The 1,172-nt window shown below is 58.8% G+C and carries 1 protein-coding gene; it reads right to left on the bottom strand.

Going from position 1 to position 1,172, the window contains the following annotated elements; all coding sequences use genetic code 11:
* On the bottom strand, positions 1–1,172 hold a 1,172-nt coding region (tuf, locus tag B9Z34_RS14400), incomplete at both ends, for an elongation factor Tu (protein WP_108428801.1).

The raw sequence follows: 1,172 nt of genomic DNA, 5'->3' as shown, positions 1-1,172 counted from the left end.
ATGATCTTGGCAACCACGCCAGCGCCGACGGTACGGCCACCTTCGCGGATAGCGAAACGCAGACCTTCTTCCATCGCGATGGGGTTGATCAGCTTCACAGTGATCGACACGTTGTCACCTGGCATCACCATCTCTTTGCCTTCTGGCAACTCGATCGCACCGGTCACGTCCGTTGTACGGAAGTAGAACTGGGGACGGTAGTTGTTGAAGAAAGGCGTGTGACGGCCACCTTCGTCTTTGGACAAGACATAGATCTCGCCCGTGAAGTGGGTGTGCGGCTTGATCGAGCCGGGCTTGCACAGCACTTGGCCACGCTCGACGTCTTCGCGCTTGGTGCCGCGCAGCAAGATACCGACGTTGTCGCCTGCTTGACCTTGGTCCAGCAGCTTGCGGAACATCTCGACGCCTGTGCAAGTGGTCTTGACGGTATCCTTGATACCGACGATTTCGATTTCTTCGCCGACTTTGATGATGCCGCGCTCGATACGGCCAGTCACCACGGTACCGCGACCGGAGATGGAGAACACGTCTTCCACGGGCATCAGGAATGCGCCGTCCACTGCACGGTCAGGTGTCGGGATGTAAGTGTCCAGAGCCTCGGCCAGCTTCATGATGGCTTGCTCGCCCAGAGGGCCCTTGTCGCCTTCCAGCGCCAGCTTGGCGGAACCTTGCACGATAGGGGTGTCGTCGCCTGGGAAGTCGTACTTGGACAACAACTCGCGAACTTCCATCTCGACCAGCTCCAACAACTCGGCGTCGTCCACCATGTCGCACTTGTTCAGGAACACGATGATGTAAGGCACGCCCACCTGACGGGCCAACAGGATGTGCTCACGGGTCTGGGGCATGGGGCCGTCAGCAGCGGAACAAACCAAAATAGCGCCGTCCATCTGGGCAGCACCGGTGATCATGTTCTTCACATAGTCAGCGTGGCCAGGGCAGTCCACGTGGGCGTAGTGACGGTTTTCTGTTTCGTACTCGACGTGCGCGGTGTTGATCGTGATACCACGGGCTTTTTCTTCGGGAGCCGCGTCGATCTGGTCGTACGCTTTGGCAGCACCGCCGAACTTGGCAGCCAGCACGGTGGTGATGGCGGCAGTCAGTGTGGTTTTGCCGTGGTCAACGTGACCGATGGTGCCCACGTTCACGTGGGGTTTGGTCCGTTCGAATTT

Origin of the sequence: Limnohabitans sp. Hippo3 (assembly GCF_003063665.1) — a bacterium.
Lineage (GTDB): Bacteria > Pseudomonadota > Gammaproteobacteria > Burkholderiales > Burkholderiaceae_C > Limnohabitans_A.
The sequence above is the reverse complement of the archived record's forward strand: the minus strand, read 5'-3'. Positions and strand labels throughout refer to the sequence as shown.